Origin of the sequence: Paenibacillus sp. FSL H8-0317, assembly GCF_045040685.1 — a bacterium.
Lineage (GTDB): Bacteria > Bacillota > Bacilli > Paenibacillales > Paenibacillaceae > Paenibacillus.
In genome coordinates, this window is sequence record NZ_CP150294.1 from 3,699,801 (window position 1) to 3,719,306 (window position 19,506).

Annotated in this window: 20 protein-coding genes and 1 pseudogene; 14 read left to right on the forward strand and 7 right to left on the reverse strand. The window is 42.2% G+C overall.

Annotated features, from left to right (window positions below; all coding sequences use genetic code 11):
* Positions 1-116: 116 nt before the first annotated feature.
* A complete protein-coding gene (locus MHB43_RS16495; protein ID WP_405117552.1) occupies positions 117-968 on the reverse strand; it encodes an aldo/keto reductase in 852 nt (283 codons plus the stop codon).
* Between the two features lie 181 nt (positions 969-1,149).
* Here MHB43_RS16495 and MHB43_RS16500 point away from each other — a divergent pair, with 181 nt between their 5' ends.
* The 5 genes from MHB43_RS16500 to MHB43_RS16520 all read left to right on the forward strand — a co-directional run bounded on the left by MHB43_RS16500 (position 1,150) and on the right by MHB43_RS16520 (position 6,397).
* Positions 1,150-1,278 (forward strand): DUF6254 family protein, encoded by a 129-nt coding sequence (locus tag MHB43_RS16500; protein ID WP_219845137.1) that lies wholly within the window; start codon positions 1,150-1,152, stop codon positions 1,276-1,278.
* 365 nt (positions 1,279-1,643) lie between these two features.
* Positions 1,644-2,942: an NCS2 family permease gene (locus MHB43_RS16505; RefSeq protein WP_076210644.1), complete on the forward strand. Its 1,299-nt coding sequence runs from the start codon at positions 1,644-1,646 to the stop codon at positions 2,940-2,942.
* Positions 2,943-3,088: 146 nt separating this feature from the next.
* Positions 3,089-3,634 carry an RNA polymerase sigma factor gene (locus tag MHB43_RS16510; protein WP_405117553.1) on the forward strand — a complete coding sequence of 182 codons (546 nt, stop codon included), beginning with the start codon at positions 3,089-3,091 and terminating at the stop codon, positions 3,632-3,634.
* A complete protein-coding gene (locus MHB43_RS16515; protein WP_237175281.1) occupies positions 3,609-5,255 on the forward strand; it encodes a DUF4179 domain-containing protein in 1,647 nt (548 codons plus the stop codon). The genes MHB43_RS16510 and MHB43_RS16515 overlap by 26 nt, the downstream gene beginning before the upstream one ends.
* 164 nt (positions 5,256-5,419) lie before the next feature.
* Positions 5,420-6,397, forward strand: a complete 978-nt coding sequence (locus tag MHB43_RS16520) for an alpha/beta fold hydrolase (protein ID WP_405117554.1) — start codon at positions 5,420-5,422, stop codon at positions 6,395-6,397.
* Between the two features lie 91 nt (positions 6,398-6,488).
* Here MHB43_RS16520 and MHB43_RS16525 read toward each other — a convergent pair whose 3' ends face one another.
* The gene (locus MHB43_RS16525; RefSeq protein WP_405117555.1) at positions 6,489-7,841 is read right to left on the reverse strand and encodes an MATE family efflux transporter; all 1,353 of its coding nucleotides are present in this window, start codon (positions 7,839-7,841) and stop codon (positions 6,489-6,491) included.
* 136 nt (positions 7,842-7,977) lie between these two features.
* Between MHB43_RS16525 and MHB43_RS16530 the strand changes: the two genes are divergently transcribed.
* Positions 7,978-8,658, forward strand: a complete 681-nt coding sequence (locus tag MHB43_RS16530; protein ID WP_405117556.1) for a TetR/AcrR family transcriptional regulator C-terminal domain-containing protein — start codon at positions 7,978-7,980, stop codon at positions 8,656-8,658.
* 129 nt (positions 8,659-8,787) lie between these two features.
* Here the strand turns inward: MHB43_RS16530 and MHB43_RS16535 are convergent.
* Together MHB43_RS16535 and MHB43_RS16540 are read right to left on the reverse strand one after the other, a co-directional pair.
* Positions 8,788-8,937, reverse strand: a pseudogene (locus MHB43_RS16535) (tRNA-binding protein); the annotation flags it as partial.
* A 9-nt stretch (positions 8,938-8,946) separates the two neighbouring features.
* On the reverse strand, positions 8,947-9,879 hold the full coding sequence (locus MHB43_RS16540) for a DMT family transporter (protein ID WP_405117557.1): 933 nt from the start codon (positions 9,877-9,879) through the stop codon (positions 8,947-8,949).
* A 155-nt stretch (positions 9,880-10,034) separates the two neighbouring features.
* On the opposite strand from MHB43_RS16540, the gene MHB43_RS16545 reads away from it, so the two are divergent.
* Positions 10,035-10,922, forward strand: coding sequence for an AraC family transcriptional regulator (locus MHB43_RS16545; protein WP_237175277.1), 888 nt, complete (start codon positions 10,035-10,037; stop codon positions 10,920-10,922).
* Between the two features lie 37 nt (positions 10,923-10,959).
* On the opposite strand, the gene MHB43_RS16550 is transcribed toward MHB43_RS16545, so the two are convergent.
* Positions 10,960-11,847 (reverse strand): LysR family transcriptional regulator, encoded by an 888-nt coding sequence (locus MHB43_RS16550; RefSeq protein ID WP_405117558.1) that lies wholly within the window; start codon positions 11,845-11,847, stop codon positions 10,960-10,962.
* Positions 11,848-12,004: 157 nt separating this feature from the next.
* Here MHB43_RS16550 and MHB43_RS16555 point away from each other — a divergent pair, with 157 nt between their 5' ends.
* Both MHB43_RS16555 and MHB43_RS16560 read left to right on the forward strand, forming a co-directional pair.
* Positions 12,005-12,844, forward strand: coding sequence for an SDR family NAD(P)-dependent oxidoreductase (locus tag MHB43_RS16555; protein WP_339176698.1), 840 nt, complete (start codon positions 12,005-12,007; stop codon positions 12,842-12,844).
* Positions 12,834-14,012, forward strand: a complete 1,179-nt coding sequence (locus MHB43_RS16560) for an MFS transporter (RefSeq protein WP_339176699.1) — start codon at positions 12,834-12,836, stop codon at positions 14,010-14,012. Before MHB43_RS16555 ends, MHB43_RS16560 begins: the two co-directional genes overlap by 11 nt.
* A 29-nt stretch (positions 14,013-14,041) precedes the next feature.
* On the opposite strand, the gene MHB43_RS16565 is transcribed toward MHB43_RS16560, so the two are convergent.
* Positions 14,042-14,443: an extradiol dioxygenase gene (locus MHB43_RS16565; protein WP_339176700.1), complete on the reverse strand. Its 402-nt coding sequence runs from the start codon at positions 14,441-14,443 to the stop codon at positions 14,042-14,044.
* A 200-nt stretch (positions 14,444-14,643) separates the two neighbouring features.
* Complete coding sequence (locus tag MHB43_RS16570) at positions 14,644-15,303, reverse strand: metalloregulator ArsR/SmtB family transcription factor (protein ID WP_339176701.1); 660 nt, start codon at positions 15,301-15,303, stop codon at positions 14,644-14,646.
* 264 nt (positions 15,304-15,567) lie between these two features.
* On the opposite strand from MHB43_RS16570, the gene MHB43_RS16575 reads away from it, so the two are divergent.
* From MHB43_RS16575 to MHB43_RS16595, 5 genes are all read left to right on the forward strand, one after another.
* Positions 15,568-15,903 carry a helix-turn-helix domain-containing protein gene (locus MHB43_RS16575; RefSeq protein WP_076317828.1) on the forward strand — a complete coding sequence of 112 codons (336 nt, stop codon included), beginning with the start codon at positions 15,568-15,570 and terminating at the stop codon, positions 15,901-15,903.
* A complete protein-coding gene (locus MHB43_RS16580; protein WP_339176702.1) occupies positions 15,893-16,252 on the forward strand; it encodes an iron-sulfur cluster assembly accessory protein in 360 nt (119 codons plus the stop codon). Before MHB43_RS16575 ends, MHB43_RS16580 begins: the two co-directional genes overlap by 11 nt.
* 21 nt (positions 16,253-16,273) lie before the next feature.
* Entirely contained in the window at positions 16,274-16,561 is a 288-nt protein-coding gene (locus MHB43_RS16585; RefSeq protein WP_339176703.1) for a Fe-S cluster assembly protein HesB, read from the forward strand.
* A gap of 122 nt (positions 16,562-16,683) precedes the next feature.
* Positions 16,684-18,123: an MFS transporter gene (locus MHB43_RS16590; protein WP_339176704.1), complete on the forward strand. Its 1,440-nt coding sequence runs from the start codon at positions 16,684-16,686 to the stop codon at positions 18,121-18,123.
* A gap of 70 nt (positions 18,124-18,193) precedes the next feature.
* Entirely contained in the window at positions 18,194-19,417 is a 1,224-nt protein-coding gene (locus tag MHB43_RS16595; protein WP_339176705.1) for a macrolide family glycosyltransferase, read from the forward strand.
* Positions 19,418-19,506 lie beyond the last annotated feature (89 nt).

The following is a 19,506-nucleotide window of genomic DNA, read 5'->3' on the forward strand; positions in this document are numbered from 1 at the left end:
ATTCTCTATATTATTGAGGCTACAATAAATGAAGAATCCGATTCCGTGATGCCGGAATCGGATTTTTTGATCTCTCCGTGAAGAGAAAGGACTAGATTGTTATCGGATAGATAGGATTAAATATCTAGTTTGCGAGTGCTAATCCATTTCACCATTTCAGGATCGTTATGGGAGAAGAATAGGCTCTGTTGGGTATCTAGCGCAGTAATCGACTCAATATCTGCTTGGCTTAATTCAAAATCAAAGATATTGAAGTTCTCAATAATTCTTTCTTTACGAACCGATTTTGGAATAACCACGACTTCACGTTGGGTCAACCAACGCAAAACCACTTGAGCAACCGATTTGTTGTACTTCTCACCTATAGATACCAATACCTCATTTTGGAACAAGTCATTTTTCCCTTCAGCAAAAGGTGCCCAAGATTCGATCTGAACATTATTTTCTTTCATGAATTGTCCAGTTAAGATCTGCTGGTTGAAAGGATGTGTTTCGACCTGGTTTACAGCAGGGGTCACTTCGTTTTGAAGAATCAAATCGATCAGACGATCCGGCTGGAAGTTACTCACTCCGATTGCACGTACTTTTCCTTCACGATACAACTCCTCCATTGCACGCCAAGAACCATGTACGTCTCCAAATGGTTGATGAATTAAATATAGATCCAAATAGTCCAATTGCAATCGTTCTAAAGATTTTTCGAATGCTTGTTTGGTACGTTCATAACCCGTATCCTGAACCCAAAGTTTTGTCGTGACAAATAATTCTTCTCTAGCCACTGCACTGCGTTTAATCGCTCTGCCCACAGCTTCCTCGTTTAGATAAGAGGCAGCAGTGTCAATGAGACGATACCCAGTCGATATGGCATCCATAACACTTTGTTCACATTCGTTTGCATCTGCAATCTGAAACACACCAAAGCCGAGAACAGGCATCTCAACACCATTATTTAAAATTACTTTTTGCATATATTAACCTCCAGTTGTGGCATGTCTATATTATTGCATTCCTGCTCTAAAAGCCGATATCTAATTTGTCTTATATGCTTGCCTAATTCTCTTATTACCTATGCATGCAGAATAAAGTTGTCCAGAAATGACATCATAAAGAAGTAGTATACATCTCAGTTTCCAGAGGAGGATATCTTGTATGGCTGACCAGAAGAAACGCAAAGAAGCTGCCTGGAAGTCACGTAAGCAAGAACAGCATCCCCATGGCAAAATCAAATCGCTTAAAGAATTATCCAGCGAATATGAAGAGAAACCTACTACGAATTAAGCAAAAGACTGTCAGTGAATATTGCTGGCAGTCTTTCTTCATATATTGCAGACATTGAGCCATACATCTATATACTCTATTCTAAAAACGAATGAACACAAGATATAACGTCTGTATAGTTCGTAAATAACTGTGAACAAATCGTTAATTCATTGACATTGCATGTCATTTTAATTAGAATACGAAATGGACTTCAGGTTGAAAACAGATATGAGTATCTTTATGTTTAGTTTAGAGCTTAGCTGTTGAATCTTTAAATCCTAACAACGAATATAGGAGCGACAATATTACAATCCTATATGAAGATTAGGATTTTTTGTTTTTAGCTTTGGAGTATAATTTGAAAGTTGGAGGCTGGCTTTACCATGGACAAATGGTTCAAACTTAAAGAACGAGGCACGAGCATCCCCACAGAAATTATCGCAGGGGTTACAACATTTTTCACAATGGTATACATAGTTATCGTAAACCCAGGAATCCTCAGCAGCACAGGCATGGACTTTAATGGAGTATTCATAGCAACGGTACTGGCAAGTATTGTGGGAACTCTGATTATGGGAATATGGTCCAATTATCCAATCGTCATCGCGCCGGGTATGGGCCTGAATGCATTCTTTGCCTATAGCGTAGTTGCCGGATATGGCGTGTCTTGGCAGGTTGCACTGGGAGCCGTATTTATAGCAGGGATTTTGTTTATTATTTTATCACTGACTTCATTCCGTTACATGTTGCTTGATGCAATTCCTGCTAGCTTAAAACATGCCATAACCGCAGGGATCGGATTGTTTATTACAACGGTAGGTTTGCAAAATGCCGGGATTATTGCCGATTCAGAATCGAATTTGATTACGATCGGAAACTTGGCTGAGCCAATGGCTTATCTGACCATTATCGGATTGATTATTACCGTTGTGCTGATGGCTTACAATGTGAAAGGTTACCTTTTCATCGGAATGGTGGTAACAGCGATACTTGCCTGGATCATGGGACTATTCCAAATGCCGGAATCGATTGTATCCATGCCTCAAGGCCTCGCGTCAACGGCTTTGCAACTGGATCTGGCAGGTGTATTCTCGAATGGTTTGTATACGATCATATTTACGTTCCTGCTGATCACACTGTTTGATACGACAGGCACGATGCTCGGCGTTGCTGAACAAGCAGGATTGCTTAAGGATGGTAAATTTCCACGCTCGCGTGGCGCATTATTGGCAGATGCCGTAGGAACAACCAGTGGCGCTTTGCTCGGAACAAGTCCAACATCAGCTTATATCGAGTCCAGCACAGGGGTAGCCGCAGGAGGAAGAACGGGACTGACAGCGGTAACGGTAAGTGTGCTGCTTGCGCTGACCTTGTTCTTCACTCCGATCGTAAGTGTAATATCAAGCATTCCGGCGATCACTTCTCCGGCACTGATCATTGTTGGATACTTTATGATTAACGTCATCAGCAAAATCAAATGGGATGATCTCGAAGAAGCATTTCCTGCCTTCCTGATCATCATCCTTACTCCATTGACACACAGTATTGCGACAGGCATCGGCGTAGGTTTCATCTTTTATCCGGTACTTAAGCTGCTTCGTGGAAAAGGTAAAGATGTTCATCCAATCTTCTACATTTTTGCGGTATTGTTCTTCATTCAGCTTGTGTTCCTGGACCACTAAGAAACTGTTTTATCCTAAGGAGAACTGCTTGTGTAATGGCAGTTCTCCTTTTTTTGTATCAAAAAAACGCTTACTCAAAGAAAAAGTGAATACATTCCGACTCTACTTTGTCTATATTATATCCTAACAAGAAAGGAGTGCCGGAAGTGACCGAGCATGAACTATTCCATACTTACAACAAAGACGTGTATCGCACATGTCTGTATATGCTCAAAAACGTGCAGGATGCAGAAGATGTATGCCATGATGTTTTTGTTGTCGTGTTCCGCCAAGACTGGAGAAATGTGTCACATCTAAGGACCTGGATCATGCGAATTGCCATGAATCAATGTCTGAACATTATTAGAAGAAACAAAGTTAAGGGCGAGAAGCAAAACAAAATGCAGTTACAGCATAAACAAGAAGTATTATCTAATGATCCGGTTGACACTACTGTTATGGCTAAGCTTTCCTTTGCTGAACTGGAGCAGCAGCTCCAAAAATTGCCGGACAAGCTTCTTAGTGTTGTGACTCTCCGATATATTGGTGATCTATCCGTAGCTGAGATTGCAGAGACTTTAAACATTCGACAAGGGACAGTGCGAACGAGATTATACAAAGCTCTAAAGTTAATGCGAAAAAAAATTGAATTCTACGAAAAGGTTAACATGAGAGGAGATAACACTTATGAAGTCAGTAGAATACAAGGTTAAAAATCATTTGATTCACTCAGAACAGGTGGAGTATCCAGACTTTGAAAAGATGTTCAATAGCATTCAAACGGGAGAATTGCGAGTAGTTAATGATGTTCATAACAGACCCCAAAGGCAGAAAACGAAGGCAGCTGTTGTCCTGGGTATTTCCTTAGCCGTCATGGCCACTCCTGTATACGCAGCCTTACAATATGATTGGAGCGATGTCTTGTCCAATAAATCAGGGATTGAGTCGGCCCTTAAAGCTGGTTATGGCCAGCTCATTGAACAAAGCATAACAGCCCACGGAGTTACCTTAACGGTGCATAATGCATTTGTGGATGACAACCGGACCGTTTTACTATACACAGTCAAGCCAGAATTGGAAACTGAGAAACAAGAAATCAGATATAATCAAATGCTCTTAAAAGACAGTAATGGGCAACCTATTGAAGGGCACTATTATCAGAAATGGAATGCTGCACAAGGCGTTTTTCAGGGATATTTTGAGACAGACTGGGTTATGCAAGAGAAACAATCAGATCTTCAGTTCTCCATTTCTGATGTTCTTTACTTAGAAGACCTTGAGCAAGAGATTCGTCTTGATCCTAAAGATTCAAGTACGCAGCAGTTTAATATACAAAAGAATGGGATCGACAAAATAGAAGTACAGTCATTCAAATATGCTAAAGGCGAAATCATGATTAATTCTAAGGTTACCTTCTCTGATTCAGAGGCGAAGGAACAATCTTGGGCTGGCATCAGAGCTTATGATACTCAACAAGAGGTTATTAAAGAAACGGAGAATCCTGAGTATGGCATGGAGGGAGTATCCGGTGACTATTTCAGCAGACAAATGTATAACGAGCAGCAGTTCAAAGAGGGGGATCGCTTCACCTTCACATACACTCATGAAAAACAACGGACAGAAGGCACATGGAACCTGAATTTACTCTTATCTCGTCAAGAAATGGAAACGGGCACCTTTAAAAAAGAACTGAATATTCCAATACATTCTTTAGCTGATGCGGCAAGTATAAGTAGCATGGTAGTAACACCAACACAAATTCGCTTAACGATCGATCATGATGAAGAATATTTCAGATTGCCGTACCGGACTTATCAACTTGAAGTGGACGGCAAGGTCATGGATGGCTTGATATCGCTTGATGGAACAATGAATGCAAATCAAACAGAATTGCGCTTTGAACAATCCAATTTTCTTATGGATGTTAAGTCATTAGTAGACAAACCAATGACTTTAATCGCAAAGAAAAGGGTAGATGAACATGCAGGTAGTCGTGCATCCATTCATTTAACTGATATATCCACTGAACCGAAAACTATTGCGAGCGATTACGAAGGTTTTCCTATCATCTGGACCTATTATATCAAGGACGATAATCTGTACGTAGAGTCAGAAAGCCCGGATAATACATTTGGAGGGCTTAACCAAACCTACTTCCTTGAAGGAGAAGAAAAACATTACTTAGTACCCCACTTTTTCTCAGAGTTAGGGAACAAACATATGGACGTGTATAAAGATTTTAAGAAATCAGATTTAGAGCTATACGTTTGGAACTATACAACCAGGTCACAGGAGAAGGAACTCCGAGTATCACTTACTGGAAAATCGTTATGAAATCATGAAATGTGTTATGTACAGTAGTCTATGCGCCTCAACATAATTTTTGCTTGTTCATACTCCGTTCATATTCCCGTCACGAAGGGGACATCTTCCATGGTTACACTATACCTATGTCGCAAGAGCGGCTCTACAGATATAAAGGACAGGAGAAGATGGATATGGCAGAAACAGTGGATGTAACAACAACGGGGACTAAGGGCCGTAAAAAACGGAACTTATGGTTAAAAATAATAGGTGGTATTGTCGGCGCGCTGGTGCTGTTCATGGGTATCACGTTTGTCGTTCATACGATAAGTAATGGGGCAGAGAAAAAGAAAATCGAATCGTACGGCCAATATGTCAATGTCGACGGAAAAAATATGAATGTATCCATTCAAGGCAGCGGCGAACAAACCATCGTGCTACTTCCCGGACAAGGGACCCCGTCGCCAGTGCTTGATTTCAAATTGTTAATCGATGAATTGACACCTGATTACAAAGTTGTGGCGATTGAGCCTTTCGGTTATGGATTAAGCGACCAGACCGAAAAGGAGAGAACCACCGAGAATATTGTTAGTGAAATTCATGAAGCTGTACAGCAGCTCGGTATAGATCGTTATATTCTGATGGGGCATTCCATCACGGGACTGTACGCGGCGACTTATGTGAACACGTATCCGGATGAAGTCTCTGCTTTTGTCGGGATCGATAGCAGTGTTCCGAATCAACCTGGCATGGATGTTAAATTACCTTTGAACTTAATGAAATTCCTTCAAAAATCAGGCTTAATGAGAGTACTCAATAAAGTGAGTGGTGATTCATGTGCATCACTTGACTATGATGAACATACCAAAGAACAGATGAAGTTGATTTCGAATCAAGTCTCGACAAATCCGACATTAGTCGATGAGCTTAAACACCTGGGTTCCAATTTCAAAAATGGAGAAAAACTCACGTATCCTCGTGATCTGCCAGTGCTTCTCTTTGTTCTTTCCAATAACGAGAAAAACCCGCAGTGGATTCCGCTGCATGAGGAGCAAGTGAAACAATCCGCGCAAGGAAAAATGATTCCAATGGAAGGTTCACATTACCTGCATCATACGAAATACAAAGAAATCGCCGAGGAATTCAAATCTTACATGAAACAAATCCAATAAGATGATCGATCATTGAACAGCGGTGTTGCAATAGTTGAAGGCAGGATTGAGGGGATACCCTTATCCTGCCTTCTTTCGTTTTTTTGGATAACTACTGTACCAAATGTTCCAGATCCGGCTGCAATTTGGTCCGCAAAGCATATAACATGATGGCCCCAACTAGGAACGCGACGGCATCAGCAATAACAAGTGACCAGATCACTCCATGAAAGCCGTTCATCTGATTTGCGACATACAACACAGGAATTAGTGTAATCCCTTGAATTATGGACATTACAAACGCGGCGGTTCCTTGGGCTGTTGCTTGGAAGATACCCATAAACAAAGAAGTCATTCCTGTAATGAACAAGGATAAGAAGGTTACATGAAGAATATAGCTACCCATTTCAATTAATTGCGGGTCAGTCGTAAATAAACCAATCAAGTGGTCAGAGATCAGATAAACGATAACACCGAACAGGACGGCTAAGCCCAAAATAGCTTTGATCGTGAATCCAATCGTTTGTTTCATGCGTAATTTGTTCGCTGTGAATGAGAAGGCAATCAACGGCACAACTCCCTCGCACAAGCCCATCAGAATAAACTCAGGAAATTGCAATAAACGTGATGAGATTCCATACCCCGCAACGGCCTGATCCCCATATTCGACAAGAAAAAGGTTAAGAATAAGCGACATTGCTCCCAAGAAGACACTCATAACAAAGACGGGAACACCGATTTTGAACACATTGCTCAGGATGTCCTTCGTCACCTTGAACCATTTTAGGGAGACGGTTAAGAATGGACTCTTATAACTCATATGGTAAGCGTAAAATGCACTCGCAACCAAGTTGGAGATGACGGTAGCAGATGCAACGCCAATCACGCCCCAATGGAAGACAAAAATGAATAGTGCATCAAGGATAATATTTATAACAACACTGAGAATCATACCTGTCATAGAAGTGATTGCTGAACCTTCTGAGCGCACGATATTCTCCAGCGTGAAGAATAAGATGACGAAGGGTGAACCAATAAGCATAATCGTGACATACTCTTTCGTAAATCCGAAGGACTCTTTCGTTGCCCCCAGCCCATGAACGATTGGTTCAATCAGCGGGAGCCCAACGGCCATCACGATAATTCCGAGAACTAAACTACTGTAAAAGGCAAATGAAGATACATGCTTCAGATCATCTACTTTTTTCTCTCCCAGCAAACGAGAGATGAATGTACCGCTACCTATACCAATTAAATTACCAAGGGCCATGATGACCGCGAATAAAGGTAAAGTTAGTGCGAGTGCGGTTAACATTGCCGTATTACCCAGTGTGCCAAGAAAATAGGCATTCAAGATGGAGTAAATAACACTCATTGACGTGCCTAGCATCATTGGGACAGCAAAATGAGCTACGGCTTTGGCGATTGGTGCTCTTTCAAAGTAATGGAGGTTTTCTGCATCCATGTGGGTCACTACTTTCTTCGTTAATATTGATCTAATCTAACACCGTTAGATTGAACCTTACAGTGTTAGATGTTATCATGAACGTATGAACCTGTAAAGCATAAACTTACACTGTTAGATAAAAGGGCGGATAGCGATGAAAAAACAACAGCCTCAGATTTCGGAAGATAAGATTTTGGAAATCTCGTGGAAGCTTCTCGGAGAAGAGGGCATCGAGAAATTCAGCATGAGACGCTTGGCAGACAAGTTGGGGATTCAGGCTCCATCTCTATACTGGTACTTTAAGAGCAAGCAGACGCTCTACCAGCGTCTGGCTAACCAGATATCGAAAATTATTCTGGACGAGTTTCACACTGAAGGGGACTGGAAGGAACAGATGGAGGGGCTTGCGGTGACGGTGCGAAGTGTACTCAGCCGGTACCCGTGCTCTACACAGCTCATGATGATGACGCTGCCCCATGAACCGGACATGATCCGCTTCACCAACCGCATGTTGCTCTGCATGGAATCAACACCACTAGAGCAAGAGCAGAAATTACAGGCCGTTCTTACACTGGTCAACTATGTATTCTATTTCGTACTGGACGATTATCAGCATCAGCGTAATATATCTGCTGCCATTAAAGAGCAGGAAGTACTTCAAGGTGAAGAGATGGTTAGCCTTCTGGATTCTATGAGCGAGAAGGAAGTTGGTCTGTTCAGCAGGATGTATAAAAACGGTATGTTTGAGGTGATGGGAACGGACAGTGCGTTTGAGTTCGGCTTGAAGATTATTTTGCTCGGGATCGAACAAGTGGTTACGGAACATAAGAAGTAGCTACCACGATTTTGGGTAAAGTAAATTTAATCACATAGCAGACATTAGTTCTACATAGAACTGATTGATGTTTTGATAAGAAAGAAACCCACCGAATTAAGCTCCGGAGGGTTTCTTCTTATCATCCGATCACAGAAGCATTGGTAGCTCGAGATCAGGTTTCAATAAAACAACATCTTGCTGTTGTTCGGGCAGCCCGCCAAGCACCAACACTTCTGAATTGAATCCTAATATACGAAGCGGAGGGAAATTAACCACACCTATAATCTGCTTTCCGATCTTTCATTTTTATCCTAATTTCCTGAATCGATTGAAACGAAGGAACTTGGGCAGTTGGATATTGTAGGATTTCAGGGCAAAGTACATCAGCATTCCTGACAACGTAATTAAACCGCCTACAAATTGAAAAGCAGAGATGGTTTCTCCCAAAAGAAGATAAGCCAGCATAATGGCCAAAACGGGTTCACCGATAATGCCTACTGAAACCGTTGTTGCACCAATGGATTTGAGCAGCAGATTGAAAATATACTGACCAAAAATAGTGGGTATGATCGCAAGTAGGAGGAAATACAGCCAATCGGATGATTCGTAATTGGTCAACGAAAAGTTATTCAATAAACTGTAGACCAGCAGGACACTTCCGCCAATCATAAAGACAACAACACTGTATATATTCGCGTCGATTTTTCGACTTACTTTCTGTCCCACCAGCATATACGCCGACACCAGAATGGTTCCTACCAGTGACAGCGCGTCACCGATCAGAGCCTCTCTTGAAATGCCTATATCTCCCCAGGCGATAATCACCGAACCGAATAGGGCGGTAATTAAACATAGAACGGTAGGTATACTTGCTCTTTCCTTAAACATAAAGTATGACCCGACCATCACAAACAAAGGTTGCAGCGCCAGAATGACCATGGAACTAGCGACTGAGGTATACACCAGCGATTCCATCCAGAACAAGAAATATAGACCAAGAAGCAGGCCAGCCAGAAAAACGGTGCTCCAATCCTTTGAATTCAGTTTTAAGAAACGAATCGTTTTCCAGGGGATAAAAGGAAGCATAATAATGGCCGATATATATAGCCTGTACATACCGGCTATAGTGGTCGGAGTATCCGAAGACTTGATCATGATTGAAGAGACGGATACCGACAAAATGGCGATAAAAAGTAATACATAAGGATGAAAAAGTAGCGATGGTTTAGTTTCTTTCACATATAAGCCTCCAAAAGTTCTTATCCGGTCGTCTGTGCACAGGCTCTTGTGATAAGTCAAAGATTTGATATAATAATATCATTATTTTTGTGGATTTCGTGCAATTAAATCGCTGTATAATATAGATATATCGTCAAAGAAAGGAACATCATAAAATGGCGAAGCAACTTTATGAGGATATTCTGTATTCCGATCATTCGTTTCCCTATATCATGTACACACATACACGTCATACAAGTATCCCCGAAGGCAGAGGGTTCAACGATCTGCATTGGCACGAAGAGCTACAGATCACTTTAGTCACAAAAGGCAAGCTGGTTATTCAGATTAACGGAATTGATTATACATTGGAAACAGGTCAAGCGATCCTGATCAACAAGAGAATTCTTCACATCACAACTGAGCTAAGCCATGACGCTCAATATGTTAGTTTTAATTTTCCGGAAAAGCTATTAGCCTTTCATACAGATAGTGCAATGGAAAAAAATTATGTACTGCCTTATACCAATTCTTCTTTGGTTTCACTTGTGATTACAAAAGATTCGGAGTGGGAAACGCAGATATTAGACATGCTTTGGGGAATGAGGGAGACGTTCAATTCAGAGAAAACATGGGGATGGGAATATGAAATTTCAATTAAAACAGTACAACTATGGTTTGTGTTGATATCCAACATTTCGATTCCTTCCGAGGAAACCCCGAGAAGCGAGAAGCGTCAGCAGGAAAGACTACAGTTAATGCTCAGCTTCATCCATCAAAATTACGCTCATCCGGTTACCCTTCGTGAGATTGCTGATGTCGCGCATTTGAGCATTTCAGAGTGCACGAGATGTTTTAAGAAAACGGCTCATATGACGCCATACGAGTATCTAATCAAATATCGGATTAAGAAGAGTAAGGATCTCTTAATATCAACAAATGATACAATAACCGAGATCGCTCAGAAAGTAGGCTTTAATCACGTGAATCACTTTATCCAGTCTTTCAAAAAGCACGAAGAAAGAACACCGAAAGAGTTTCGGTGCTCTCCATACCCTGTATAAATGCTAAACGAATATTCTTTTACGTTTTTAGTGAATCTTAAAATTTTGCCTGAATTTCTTTTAAAAACAATTCCGCAGCAGTGGAAAAGACCTGATGTTTTTTCCAAACCATATTTAAGCCAGATTCAAGTCTTGGCTCTAGAGGTCTGAAGCAAAGATCGCTTTCACTGGACGTATTCACTATTTTATCTAGTGTTAATGCATAACCAATGCCTTCTTCAACCATAATGGCAGCATTATATGCAAGATTGTATGTAGTAACGACGTTTAATTTGTCAAAATCTTCCCCAAACCAATCCGCAAACTCATTTTTCGAAAATGTCTGCTTCATCGACTGTCTTGAACAGATCAGTGGAACATGTAATAAGTCTGTGGATTGAATCGTATCTTTGGAGGCGAGTGGACTTTCTTTTCTCATAACCACTCCCCAAACATCCTTGTCGGAGAAATTAATATAGTTATATTTGGAAACATCCGCTGGCTGGATTAGAATACCGAAGTCAAGGAGTCCCTTGTCAAGCCGCTCAGTTACATCATCTTCGTTGCCGCTGTATAGGTGATAGCGTATATTGGGATATTTATTCTGAACTTCTTTTGCCACTCTTGCAATCTGTTTCATGGCTTCCGTTTCTCCACCGCCTATATAAATATCTCCACTTATGGTTTCTTCCATGGATTCAAATTCTGCCTCTAATTTATCAACCATACCCACAATTTCTTCAGCTCTATTTCTTAAAAGCATACCTTCATCTGTGAGAATAATTCGGTAACTACTGCGAATAAATAATTTCTTTCCCAACTCTTGTTCAAGGTCTTTCAATTGTCTGGACAAGGTGGGCTGCGTAACATGCAAGAAATCAGCAGCGCGTGTAATACTTCCTTCTCTGGCGACCGTAAGAAAATAACGCAATACTCTAATCTCCATCGTAACTCCTCCTTTATCCTTTATATTCTACAATAAACCTTGCAGAAATGCCTTTCAAGCATAACTCGTTATAAGATATGAGTATTTGCTATGTGGTGTATAAACGCTAAACTAAAAAGCAAGGCAACTGGAGAAGAAATTGAAAGGAATGAATGATATGGATAAGACAAAAGTATGGTTTATCACTGGCTCTGGTCGAGGTATGGGCACAACTATTGCTAAGGCTGCTTTAAATGCTGGACACAAGGTTGTTGCTACCGGCCGGAATCCCGATGCAGTGGTTCGTGCGATCGGTGATTCCGAGAATGTAATGGTTGTCCCATTAGATGTTTGCGAGCCTGCAGATGCACATGCCGCAATTAAGGCGGCAATTGAACGGTTCGGGGCGATCGATGTACTTGTAAATAATGCGGCACATTTCTGTGGAGGGTATTTTGAGGAACTGACCCCTGACCAGATTGAACATCAGCTACAGGTGGCGTTGGTGGGTTCCATGCATGTAACCCGTGCCATATTACCTGTGATGCGCAACCAGCGTTCAGGACATGTGATCTCGATCTCTTCGGGCGCTGGCCTTTCAGGATTTGAGTTTAATTCGGCATACAGTGCTGCGAAGTTTGCGCTTGAGGGATGGATGGAGGCATTGGCTCCTGAGGTAGCTCCTTTCGGTATTCATACGACTATAGTAAATCCGGGATTTTTCCGAACAGAATTTCTTACGGACGCATCCTCAACTTTCGCTAAGCCCTCGATTGAAGATTATGATGACCGGAGAGCTGGTCATATGGAATTTTTTAATAATCAGAACGGGCAACAGCCTGGAGACCCAAAAAAACTTGCCAAGGCCCTCCTCAAGATTGCAAACGAGGCCCAACCACCGCAACGCTTCATTGCAGGAGCCGACGCGATAGACATTGCAGAGCAGAAAATTGCCAACCTTCAGTTAGAGATCAATGCTTACCGGGATCTCTCTAAATCCATGGCATATGACAACTAAACGAAATCACCTGCTTGTATTCATTCTGACCTTTGGTGTATTCAGTATTTTAAATACGGAGATGGGCGTAATCGGAATGTTGCCTTTGATTGCAGACCATTACCAGGTCAGTATCTCAACCGCTGGTTTGATTGTGAGTCTTTTTGCGCTTGCGGTTGCTGTATCTGGTCCCATTTTGCCCTTATTATTTTCGGGCATGAACTGCAAGCATGTTATGTTGTTCGTACTTGGCATTTTTATTGTGGGCAGCCTGGTCTCCGCTATCACATCAAACTTTACGGTATTGGTCATTGCACGTGTCGTTCCGGCTTTTTTCCATCCTGTCTATTGCTCATTGGCATTTACGGTCGCAGCGGCGTCAGTCCCCAAGGAAGAGGCGCCGAAGGCAGTGGCTAAAGTATTTGTAGGCGTCTCGGCAGGCATGGTACTCGGAGTCCCCCTTTCGAGCTTGATTGCTACCAGCACATCGTTGTTCTATGCAATGTTGTTCTTTGCCGCCGTAACGATCATCGCATTTGTAGCAACACTTCTTTTTGTGCCCTCCATGCCAGTTACGAAAAGAATCTCTATGGGTACTCATCTGTATGTATTGAGAAGATCGGTGATGTGGCTATCCATTGCTGGCGTGATTTTCATGAACGGAGCTGTATTTGGGGTCTATAGTTACCTTGCCGAGTTTCTGAAAACCGTGACAAGATATGACTGGAACACCGTCAGTGTGTTGTTATTTCTATATGGCTTGGCCAATATGGTTGGAAACATGATAGCAGGGAAACTGCTCGCTAATTTCCCTTTAAGAACGATCAAGATGTATCCCATTGTATTAATAACGGTATACATCTTGTTGTTCACCTTCGGACAATTCAGTGTGCCAACGGCCTTCCTTATTTTCATTTGGGGGATCATAGGAGGCATAGGGGGCAATATCACTCAATATTGGGTGGTATCTGCAGCACCAGAGGCACCCGAATTGTCGAATGGGATCTTTCTGACCTCTTCCAACCTGGGAACAACACTTGGTGCTAGTGTATGTGGACTAATCGTAACTGGAATAAGTATACAATATATTGTAGTTGGAGGAATCGTGTTCCTTATCTTTAGTATCGTAACGAATTACTTCAGAATCTCCATGACTGGCCGATTCGAGGGCTCCAAAGTTGGAGGATAAGAGGCGGACGTAGTGATAGGCGTTATACATTACCTTTTCGGCATTTTGCTCTCATCCATGTAGAGCAGATTCCAGCGGTGACCGTCCAGGTCGGCAAATCCCGCGCCGTACATCCAGCCATCTATTTCACTAGGCTTGCCAAAGATGGTTCCTCCAGCTAACTCGACTTTTTTAATAAAAGCATCAACTTCTTCTCTGCTGTCAGCACCAATGGAAAATATCACTTCTGCGCTATGGGATGTATCTGCGATTTTGGCACCTGTAAATTTCTCAAATGTTGCATCCGGAAAAAGCAGAATCGTTGTTGAGCCTATGACAAGCTGGGCTCTCTCGTTACCAACATTCTCCCCATGGAATCCGATCTCATTGAAAAAGGCAGTGGATTTCACAACATCTTTCACCGGCAGGTTCATCCAGATTTTTTGTGACATGGCTGTAGCCTCCTAGAGTATATTTTCAACACTCTTACTATACTCTACCTCAATTCAAAATTACATAATCGGGTACATACGATTATGAAAGAGTTAGAAATACCTTGTATAATGAAGGATGATTTAGAGAAATCCGAATCGTTCTAGTCAATTCAAAATCCAAATTAAAAGAGCAATCTCCAATGAGGTTGCTCTTTTGGTTATGGCTTATTTTGCCAAACAGTGTACACACAGTTTCTTCCTCCGGCCAGAATGTATTCTCCACGTTCAATATGAACATTATCGCCTAGAACCGTTTTGAATAAATGTAACTCATTCTTGCATAACCCGGTACATACCGCGGCCGCTTCACAGATGGGGCAATGCTTCTCAATGAGTAGGAGACTGCCATCATCCTGCTCCTTAACCTCGGCCATATAACCTTCATTTGTACGAATTTCGGCCAATTTCTCCAATCTCTCTCTGACTCCTGATGAATCGCCAAGATGCTGAAGATATTGTTCTTGCATATTTTTATTTCGAACATCCAGCAACTTGTCCAGCCCTTCAGTACCAAAAGCCTCTTTCATCGAATGGATGAGGCTGACGGATAAATCCGAATATCCACTTGGGAAAAAACGATTAGCCGCGGGAGTTAATATCCATAACTTGGTGGGACGACCCATGGGACGGGCCTCTTCCACAGTGGTAACCAATCCTTCTCCTTTTAGCGCATTCAGATGTTGACGAATAGCCATTCCGGATAACGAAAACTGAGAGGAGAGAGTGACAACATCCATTCCCCCGCGCTCTTTTAACAGATTAATAATTGCTCTCCGGGTACTGGTCGAGACATCCTTTTTGGTTTGATTTCCGCTCATGGTTTACCTCCTTGTGACGCAACTGAATCTACATGACTAACTACATTTTAAACAAAAATGTTGACAAAGTCAAAGCCGAACTGTAGCTTAGACATTATAAACAAAAATGTTTACTAAGTATCCGGATACGATGTATACATACCAATTTTCTTGGAGGTCACATTTCATGCCATGGGTTTCCATCTCTTGTTGATCCTCACGAGTATCATTGCCAGCACTCGGATCTCACCACGCGGATGAATAAGAAAGTGGGTGTACAGACCATTGCTCACTGAAGATCCGAATAAACTATTTACAGCTTATCGCATCATCGGAACGAAATGGACGATCCATATTTTATGTGCTCTGTCTCAAGGCCCGAAGAGATTCGGTGAAATATTCGATAACATTCCTTCCATTTCCGAAATGATCCTCTCCAGACGTTTAAAGGGTCTTCAAGATGATCATTTGGTCAAAAGAACAATACGGACACGCCCTACACAAATTATTTATGAACTTACGCCAAAAGGAGCTGCTCTTGCAGCATTCATACCCTGTCTAATGGACTGGGATACCAAATTTCAAAATGATACCACCGGGAGGAATAAAGATGATCATTGAGGTCAGTGATACAGCATCGGACAAAATCGTTGAGATCTTATCAAGTGCAGATATCCAAAATGCCTTTCTTAGAGTAGGCGTTGATGAAGGGGGATGCAGTGGTTTGTCTTATACCCTTATCGTGGATGAACAGCAGGCAGAAGAAGACATTGTGTTAAATAAAAAGCAATTTAAAATATTGGTTCACGCAAACAGTATTCCATATATTGATGGGCTTGAGATTGACTATGAAGTGAGCGGAATGTTAGGCGGATTCACCATGAATAATCCAAATGCCAAAGTTTCATGTGGATGCGGGGCCAGTTTCAGAATGGCCAATTATCGTGGCGAAGTGAAAAAATGTGATTAATGAAGGAAAGAGTGCAGAGCAATGATCTCATTTGTAGTATCTGAACAAGCAATCGATTCATTTAAGAATGAATGGGAATTGGAAGAGGACCAATATGTAAGGATTTACGCAAAATATGTCGGAGGAGGCTCCGATGCTTTTACAATTGGCATAAATGCGAGTGCTACACCGGTCGATCCCGCACTGGTTCAATCCATTGGAGGATTTCATTTCTTTGTTGAAAAAACAGATGCCTGGATCCTGGAGGATGAACTTCTCCAAATTGACTGTAATGAACATGGCATATTTTCAAGCAAAATCTCCTATTAAACATGGGAATCCTATTCTAAATCATGGTCTTACTTTTTAAACATTTAACTTTACAAAGTATAACACTTCATGTATATTCAGGGAGTAAAAAAGGTTTATTTTACCATAATATCCATCAAATCATGGAGGTGTGGAAGACAAACAACAATCAGATTGGGATTTTTGATGCTCAGTACAGGGCGCCTACAATTGGGATTATGCTGGTTCTGGCAACCGTAGCTTTTGAAGGACTGGCTATCACAACGATTGCCGCGAAAATGGCACAAAGTTTAGATGGTATTCATTTATACGGTTGGATCTTCAGCGCATTTTTGTTATCTCAGCTTATTGGAACTTTGGTTATGGGTCAGCAGATTGACAAGCGCGGCGTTTTTACATCCATGCTGATATCTTTTAGTGTTTTTGTGTTAGGAACTGTGGTCTCCGCTATTTCTTTCGATATGCACATGCTTATTGCCGGAAGAGCCCTTCAAGGTTTTGGAGCGGGGGCCCTGATCACATGTGTTTATACCTGTGTGACGTTACATTATCCAGATACACTTCGTACTCAAATCCTGGCCGCATTCTCCATGGCATTTGTCCTGCCAACCTTAATCGGACCTTATGCAGCAGGCCTTATTGCTTCCTACATCTCGTGGCGATATGTTTTCTGGATCGTTTTACCCTTGATTGGAATAGCGTTGAGTCTCACATTCCGTTCTTTCCGTCATTTGCAGCTTCAGCAAGATCTGTCAGGTCCAGCGCGAGCAACCGACTCAAAGATTATGTATGCGATTCTGCTTGCCGTTGGAACGGGGCTGTTACTCACAGGACTTGGTATGATAACCGATTGGAAAGGTATAGTACTCACTTTGGCTGGATTAGTCATCATGATCCCACCAATGCGTAAATTGCTGCCTGTGGGGACTTTCTCGGTACAAAAAGGATTGCCTGCTACTCTGGTTTCGAGAGGGCTATATGTTGCTTGTTATTTTACAACGGAAAGTTTTGTGATCTTGGCACTAACCGAAGTGAAGGGGTTATCAGCTGACCTTGCTGGCCTCATTGTAGCAGCAGGTTCTCTGAGCTGGTCCGCCGCAGCGTGGTTACAAGCCAAGCTTGATGCACGAGATCAAGGTCGAGCCCGAAAGGGTAGGGTTATGACAGGCATTGGGATTATGATCGTTGGAACTGCACTTGTGATACTGGCTCTTATTTTGACGGACGGCGGGATTATACTCATCCTTCTCTCACAAATGATTACAGGGTTTGGTGTTGGATTGGCCAACCCTACAACGGCAGCCATTGCTTTACAACATGCCTTGCCCAGGAAAGAGGGAGAAATGTCCGCGAATCTGCAATTTGTGGATTCCTTCTATATGGGCATAAGCATTGGAGTTGGTGGCGCTCTAATTGCCTTGTCCGAAACGTTACAGTGGGGCATATCGACAGGTGTTTTGATCGTGTTAACACTGCAATTATTATGGGTCTTGTTAAGTTTCTTGGCATCACTACGAATTACCAAACTCGTTCATCAAGAACATCATCCAATCAACCAAGCGAAGGATAACATCTCCATGTAACGGATGACAACCGCGTCGTTAAATACATCATGAAGAACGGGGGGACTAATTGCATTGGGAGGTGGGTAAGATGGCACGTGTATTAGTAGTCATTACTCCAGCTGAAGGACATGTGAATCCATCATTAGGATTAGTTACTCAGTTGACGAACAATGGTGAGGAAGTCATCTATGTGTGCACGGAGGAGTACCGTTCCCGAATTGAACAAACCGGTGCCCAGATCATTACCTATCCGTTTCCACAAGATGCCTTCTCTCATGATCCGGTGTTGAAACCCCAGGAATACAAGCATTCTTATCAATTCATTTATATGATGGTAAGCGGTATTATCCGGGGGATCATCCCCAATGTGCTGCAGGTGGTAGAGGATCAAAAGTTCGATTATATGATCTTTGATTCCCTGATGGGATGGGGAGGGACTATTCTTGCAGAAAAACTGGGAATTCCTGCGGTGTGCTCGATTGCGTCCTTTGCTTTTGTGGAGCCTCTCGGGTCTAGCTCAGTTCTGAATGAGACGGAGACGAAGGAGCTTTATGAGGCTACGATGAAGATCACAACGGAGTTAGCCGAAGAGTTTCAAGTGAGTATTCCAGCCATAGAAGAGATTCCAGCACATGCAGGTCAGTTAAAGCTCGTGTACACCAGCCGTTATTTTCAGCCGCAGGCAGAAAAGCTGGACGATCGTTTTATTTTCACGGGTCCTTCGATCATAACACGGCAAGATGCACCGGGCTTCTCGTTTGAGTTGCTTCGTGAACGATACCCGCAAACCGTGTACATTGCTATGGGTACGATTTTAAATAAAAACTTGGATTTCTATCAGCTTTGCTTTGAAGCATTAGGGGATCTACCCGTGAATGTTGTTTTATCTTCGGGAAAATACACGGATATGGAGCCGCTGGCTGATCAAATACCTCCTAATTTTATCGTCAAGCCATACATTGCCCAGTTGGACATGCTGCAGCATACCGATGTTTTTATCACACATGCTGGAATGAACAGCACAAGTGAGGCGTTATATTACAACGTTCCGATGGTGATGATTCCATTAACATCGGATCAGCCTCTTGTCGCCAATCGGGTACAGGAGTTGGGCGCGGGTATTACTTTAAATAAACATAATCTCAGTGCAACTAACTTGAGAGAGGCATTAACAGAAGTACTACACAATTCACTTTATAGACGGCAGGCTTACCTCATTGGCGAATCTTTAAGGCAGGCTGGCGGTTACAAGCGAGCTGCTGAAATGATCATGAGTCATATGGGTTCAGGGGTAGAACTTTATGAATTTTGATAAAGTAGGCAGTGAAAATAGACGATCCTGTTAATCCAGGGTCGTCTATTTTTAACGTTGATTAATCTTCTGTGAACTTATAACCAAGT